Raw genomic sequence first — 6559 nt, 5'->3', positions numbered from 1 at the left:
GTATGAACTCGGTTTAGCATACAGAACTTTAGCGATTACACGCATCGGCCAGATGATAATCAAAGACATGCGTCGCGATATTTTTACGCATGTGCAATCACTGTCTTTTGATTATTTTGATTCGCGTCCGCATGGGAAAATTCTGATTCGCATTGTAAACTACATCAATACGCTTTCTGACACGCTTTCATCCGGTTTAATTAACGTATTTTCTGACGTTTTTGTGCTTATTATTACATTAATAACAATGTTTGTTATAGATTGGCGAATGGCTTTGTGGAGCTTGGCGCTATTCCCAATATTTATAATTTGGACGCGAACTTTACAAATTTTGCAAAGAAAAGCGTCTAAAAAGTTATCAAATAAACAAAGTAATTTAAATGCGTATTTGCACGAATCAATCGCAGGAGTAAAAACAACGCAAACTTTTGCGCGAGAAGCTATGGCATACACTACTTTTCAAGAGCAACAAGCAGAAGTAAGAAGTGCTTGGATGCGAAACGTTAGAGTGCAAATGTTACTTTGGCCTGGTGCTTCAATTATTGAGACTGCAGCAATAGCGCTTTTGTATTACGCTGGCATAGCAAACTTAGGTGCAATGAACGTGAGCACGGGAACGCTTATAGCATTCGTTTGGTACTCGACTACTTTCTGGGATCCAGTAGTAAATATTGGTAATTTTTACACGCAGCTCGTAACATGCTCAGTATATTTGGAGCGAATTTTTGAAACTCTAAGAATTAAGCCAAATATTGTAGACAAGCCGGAGGCTCAAGAATTGCCGCAAATTAGCGGCAAAATTGATGTAAACGATGTTGTGTTCCGTTACGAAGAAGACGGAAGGCCAATATTGAACTTGGTTGATTTGCATGTTAATCCTGGTACTACTGTAGCTCTTGTGGGGCCTACTGGCGCAGGAAAAACAACTCTTGTAAGTCTTCTTTCTAGATTCTACGACGTTTCAGAAGGCTCGATTACTATAGACGGGTACGATGTACGTTCAGTAACGCTCGCATCTCTTAGAAAACAAATGGGAGTAATGCTACAAGATAGCTTTATTTTCAGTGGAACCGTACGCGAGAACATCCGTTATGGGAAGCTCGATGCCACTGATGAAGAAATTGAGAATGCAGCGCGCGCAGTTCATGCTCACGAATTTATTGAAGGATTACCGAACGGATACGATACTGAAATTGAAGAGCGCGGAGCCACTCTTTCTGCAGGTCAGCGTCAGCTTATATCGTTTGCGCGAGTATTGCTTGCGAATCCGCGAATTCTTATTCTAGATGAGGCAACAAGTAATATTGATACTCGTACAGAAGAAGCATTACAGGCAGGATTAGCTCAATTACTTAAAAATCGCACATCTTTTGTAATAGCGCATAGGCTTTCGACGATTGAGAATGCGGATTTGATTTGTGTAATCGATCATGGAGAAATTGTTGAAAAAGGCACTCATAACGAGCTTATGGAGGCAAGAGGAGCGTATTATCGTCTTGTAAAATCGCAATATGATGCAATTCGCAAAGCAGTTTTATAAATACTTATCATTCAATAAAAATTGACAGTTGAGTTTGCGAGTAGACTTAAAAATATGAGTAAACATCATCGCGAACATAATTGGGCGCCGGCTTTAGCAGCGCAATCTGCAGTATGGGAAAATCTGCTACAAGAAGGCATAACAATTGCAGACGATCACACGCACATGCTTAGCGTTGTGGATTTTGCACATAATTTGAATCAAGAATTAGCAGAAAAAGGTCGCGATTTAATAGCGGAACCTACTGCAGACGATTTAGTTGCTCAAGCAAAATCATCAGGCGTTTCACACATGCTAGAAGTCGGATGTGAATATCCAGATTGGGAGCCGACGATTAAGTTTGCTCAAACGCATGAAAATTCAGTTCGTGCAGCAATAGCAATACATCCAAACGAAGCAGTATTACATGGTCACAAAGGCGCTCAAGGACCTGACGGACTACCGATAGTTTACAAGCCGTATCACGATATTCCATTTGACGAAGCTATGCAACATTTGCGCTCGCTAGTAATTGCTCATCCAAAAGAAGTAGTGGCAATAGGTGAAACCGGTTTAGACTACTTTCGTACGGGAGAGCCTGCGCGAGAAGCACAAATAGAGGCTTTCCGCGACCATATTGCGCTCGCAAAAGAGCTGAATTTACCTTTACAAATTCACGATCGTGATGCGCATGAAGACGTAGTGAAAGTCTTACTAAAAGATGGCGCTCCTGAGCGAACAGTATTTCACAGTTATGCTGGTGCTGTGGATTTAGCCGAAATATTGAAAGAGCACGGTTGGTACGCAAGTTTTTCTGGAACTATAAGTTACAAAGGCAATGATGAATTACGCGAATCTGCGCGAATTATTGGCAAAGACCATATAACTGTTGAAACGGATGCGCCTTATTTAACGCCAATGCCGTATCGTGGACGGCCAAACGCGCCTTATATGGTTCCTTATACGCTAGAAACACTTTCTGAAGTTCTAAATATATCGTTATTGCAAGCAGCGAAAGTTACACGCGAAAATACGCGAAAAATTTACGAATTTTAGGAATATAAAATCCTTAATTTTCAAGGATTTTTTAATATTTTTTGCGCGATGCACTATTGTTGTATACAATATCCAAGTACGGAAATAAAACTGTGAGGTGTGAGGTTTATGCGACTTCTTGTTGGCATCAAGAAGAAGCCTCATATATGGAGGAACAATTAAGCATGACTAAGTCACGCACTGCTGTACCGTCAAACGATAGTACAAAGGATCCTCGCAACGGCGCGAAAGATTCCGAGAAAAGCACTAAATCCTTAAAAGGTACTAAGGATGCTATATTGCGAGCTGCCTCGTTTACTAAGGCTCCTCAGGTGTCAAAAAAAACGACAACACGCGAAGAGCGCAAAGTAATAGCTCAGCAGCAAGCGCAAGAGGTAAAAGAAGCGGAAAAGCTTGTTGCTAGTGCCGTACGAGGTCCATTAGGTAGATGGTGGGCAAAATTGCAAACCAGTTCCGATCGTTTTACATTGGGAATGGCAATTGTTGCTCTTGGCGTTGTTTATGGCGATATTGGTACTTCTCCGCTTTATACTGCGCAAACATTTTTAGCAGGTCAAGGCGGCTTACAAAACATAAATCGCGCGACTATCTACGGAATGCTTTCGCTACTGTTCTGGTCAATCACATTAATTACAACCGTAAAATACGTATTTGTTGCAATGAGAACAGACAACAAAGGCGAAGGCGGCATTTTTGCTTTATATTCGCTTCTACGTAAAAAAGGCGCATGGCTTGCGATACCGGCAATGATTGGTGGAGCCGCGTTTTTGGCAGATTCTGTGCTGACTCCTGCAGTTTCCATCTCTTCAGCAGTTGAAGGTTTGCGCACTATTGCAGTGTTTAAGCCAATATTCTTAGAAAATGAGAATTTGTCGATGATGATTACGGTTATTATAATCGTCATACTTTTCTCTGTACAGCAACGCGGAACTGAGCGAATTGGCAAAGTATTTGGCATTGTTGTGATGCTTTGGTTTGCTTTCCTTGCGCTGGTTGGTGTCATGAACATTGGCCAAGATTGGACTATTTTTGAAGCACTTAACCCGATTCATGGCATAAAATTCCTGTTTAGCACGCATAATGTGCAGGGATTAGCGGTTATGGGTGTGATCTTCCTTTCTACTACCGGTGCTGAAGCGTTATATTCTGATATGGGTCATGTTGGTAGAGGCAATGTGTACGCAACCTGGCCGTTTATTAAAGTTGCTTTGCTGCTGAATTACTTTGGGCAAGGCGCTTGGATGTTGAAAAATCAAAACGATAAAGCATTATGGTCGATAGAAGGTTTGAACCCATTCTTCCAAATGCTTGAACCGAATGTGCGATATGTTGCCGTTATTCTTTCGGTTACTGCTGGCATTATTGCTTCTCAAGCGTTGATTACAGGCGCATACACAATGGTTTCTGAGGCAACAAGCCTAAATTGGATGCCACATTTGCAAGTGCGATATCCTGCTAGAACTCGTGGACAGCTGTATATTCCAGTTGTGAATGTTGTGCTGTGTGTTGCCACTATTACGGTTCTTGCAGTATTCCGCGATTCTGAACATATCTCTGGCGCATACGGTTTAGCTTTAACTCTAACTATGCTTGCTACGACTATTTTGCTCACAGTGCACATGTGGTATCAAAAGAAGCGATTTGGTGCCTTCATATTTGCAATCGTATTCCTCATGATTGAGATGATGTTCTTTGTGGCTTCCATGGCGAAATTCATGCACGGTGGCTGGTTTACTATGCTGCTCGGTGTTTCAATTTTGATCATTATGGTCACTTGGAAAGATGGAACTAAAATTGAGCGTTCGCAACGTTTGCACATGAAACCGAAAGATTTCCTACCTGTGCTAGATAAGTTGCACGGAGATTTCCGTATTCCGTATTTCGCTGACAATATTGTGTATTTGACTTCCGATCGTGAAATGAAGCGTCTCGATACTGGAATCTTCTTCTCTATTTTTGCCGACCATCCAAAGCGTGCTAGAGCTTGGTGGGCTGTTTCTGTAGAAACAGATGACGCTCCGTTTACTCGTGAGTATTGTGTAGAGAATTTCGGTACGGACTACTTATTCCGCGTAAAAATTAAACTCGGATTTAAAGTGTCGCCTTCTATACCAGCGTATCTTCACCAAATTATGCATGACTTATCGCACACGGGCGAACTTCCTCAGCAAAAATCCGTGTATCCAAAGGTTGATGCAGATCCAGATATTGGACCAATTCGCTATGTTCTGTTGCACAAAGCGTTGATGCCGGAATCTAATATTTCTGTGCGTGGAGCGTTATCTTTAAAGATGAAATATGCAATTAGACATGTTGCTGGTACGCCTGTTAAATGGTTTGGTTTGGCTCCTTACAATCCGGTTGTTGAAGTGCAGCCGTTGTTTGTTTCTACTCGCAGACCTCCGCGTTTGAAGCGTGAAGACTGTTCTCAGCGAGCAGTTCAATCTTTGCAAGGTGCCTCAGCGCTTGAAACTAATATTCACGTTGTGAAAGATATCAGACCTACTGATGCTGAGCAGACTGCTGTTATGAACGCACGAGATATTGCTGCTGCTAATGTGATGTTTGCTAACGAAAAACTTGCCAATACTGGGAAAATTAGCCCAGTTCCAATTAAAGAGACAAAAAAAGTTAGCGTGGAGAAGCCTAATAAAGATGGGGCAAATATCGATGCAGCGAATGTAACGCATGCTGTTGTGCAGGCTGTGGAGGATGCTGCTCGTGCCAATGATGCGAATAGTGTGAAATCTGAAAAGAGTGCAGCAACTGAAAAGAGTGCAAAAAATAATCTTAAGTAAGAATCTTAAGGAAGAGCCTTAAAATGGAAAATGGTGCAGAAAGCATACTTAATTGCAACTCGATAAAACTCGCTAATCTACCTGATTTTGGTGAAGTAGAGAAATTGCATAGTGCAACTGCACCATCTTCTGCTGCTTATGAGCTTATTCACGGTCATTGTGTTGTAATCTCAACAATTGCTTGGCAAATTGCTCATCATTGCAATATGCTTTTGTCCGCTGAAAATCGTGCTGCTCAAATGAGTGGAACTTTACGTAAGCGTGCTGAAATAGCAAAAAATTGCCTTCAGGAGCTTGTCGGAGATAGTTATGCAATATTACCTGCGGTTAGTGATGGCTTAGCTCCAAAACAGTATATTGATGAATACGCAGCTTTAATAGGTGGATTGTTGCACGATATTGGCACGTATTTTGTGCTTGAAAGTGATGGCAGTAGCAACGCTGGTGGCATATTACGCTTTGATGGACCGAATTATATTTTGCATGGTTTGCGCGGATATAAATATTTAATTGATAATGGTTTTAGTGAGGATGCTGCGCAATTTGCGCGCAACCATACTGGAGTTGGCTTAACTCGAGAGCAAGTTGTTGCGCAAAATTTGCCTCTTCCTGCTGAAGACTATATTCCGCAAACAGTTGAGCAAGAAATTGTTATGGTTGCGGATAAATATAACAGCAAATCGATACCTCCTCGTTTTTTGACAGTTGATTCTTATCGTCGCAAGGCTGCGCGATTTGGTGAAGACAATGCTAATCGGTGGATGCAATTAGTTACGAAATATGGTGAGCCAGATATTGCAGGCCTGGCAGAAATCTTTAATATGCGTGTTGATGCGTGAGCGCTATTGATTTTTTGCGTATTTTTATCCTATTTTTGTGTATTTTTTAAGAAATCTATTATTTTTTAAAAAGTTTTTTATAGATTCAATATCAGATAGCATGTTTTTTGGTGTTTTTTGCGTGGTTTTCGACACGCCGGTGTTTTGGCTTGTTTTCAATGGTTTTGGGGTGTTTGTTTTTGGTGGGTTTGCGTTTTAGCGTGGGTTGGTGTAAGTTTATCTCTTGCTGCTCAGCGCGGCTGGTTCTCCTCGGTTGAGGTTGATGGGCCGGCTGGTGTGGTGGTGGTTTGAGAACTCAAGAGCGTGTCTGTACTACTTATTAGTTAATTATTGCCAGTTCATTGCCT

Annotated in this window: 4 protein-coding genes; all 4 read left to right on the top strand. The window is 41.5% G+C overall.

Going from position 1 to position 6559, the window contains the following annotated elements:
• Positions 1-1540, top strand: a 1540-nt coding sequence (locus A5294_RS02715) for an ABC transporter ATP-binding protein (protein WP_064340401.1), incomplete at its 5' end; no start/stop codon positions are given.
• A gap of 54 nt (positions 1541-1594) precedes the next feature.
• Complete coding sequence (locus A5294_RS02710; protein WP_004104703.1) at positions 1595-2575, top strand: TatD family hydrolase; 981 nt, start codon at positions 1595-1597, stop codon at positions 2573-2575.
• A gap of 164 nt (positions 2576-2739) precedes the next feature.
• Complete coding sequence (locus A5294_RS02705; protein ID WP_012914496.1) at positions 2740-5373, top strand: KUP/HAK/KT family potassium transporter; 2634 nt, start codon at positions 2740-2742, stop codon at positions 5371-5373.
• A gap of 23 nt (positions 5374-5396) precedes the next feature.
• Positions 5397-6212 (top strand): HD domain-containing protein, encoded by an 816-nt coding sequence (locus A5294_RS02700; RefSeq protein WP_004104700.1) that lies wholly within the window; start codon positions 5397-5399, stop codon positions 6210-6212.
• Positions 6213-6559 lie beyond the last annotated feature (347 nt).

Source organism: Gardnerella sp. 30-4, from assembly GCF_001641215.1.
Lineage (GTDB): Bacteria > Actinomycetota > Actinomycetes > Actinomycetales > Bifidobacteriaceae > Bifidobacterium > Bifidobacterium leopoldii.
Note: the sequence above shows the minus strand (reverse complement) of the source record. Positions and strands in the feature narration are given on the sequence as shown.

What these genes read in the sequence shown, in the direction of transcription:
- A5294_RS02700 (WP_004104700.1), top strand. Translation starts at nt 5,397, where the DNA reads ATGGAAAATGGTGCAGAAAGCATACTTAATTGCAACTCGATAAAACTC.
- A5294_RS02705 (WP_012914496.1), top strand. Translation starts at nt 2,740, where the DNA reads ATGACTAAGTCACGCACTGCTGTACCGTCAAACGATAGTACAAAGGAT.
- A5294_RS02710 (WP_004104703.1), top strand. Translation starts at nt 1,595, where the DNA reads ATGAGTAAACATCATCGCGAACATAATTGGGCGCCGGCTTTAGCAGCG.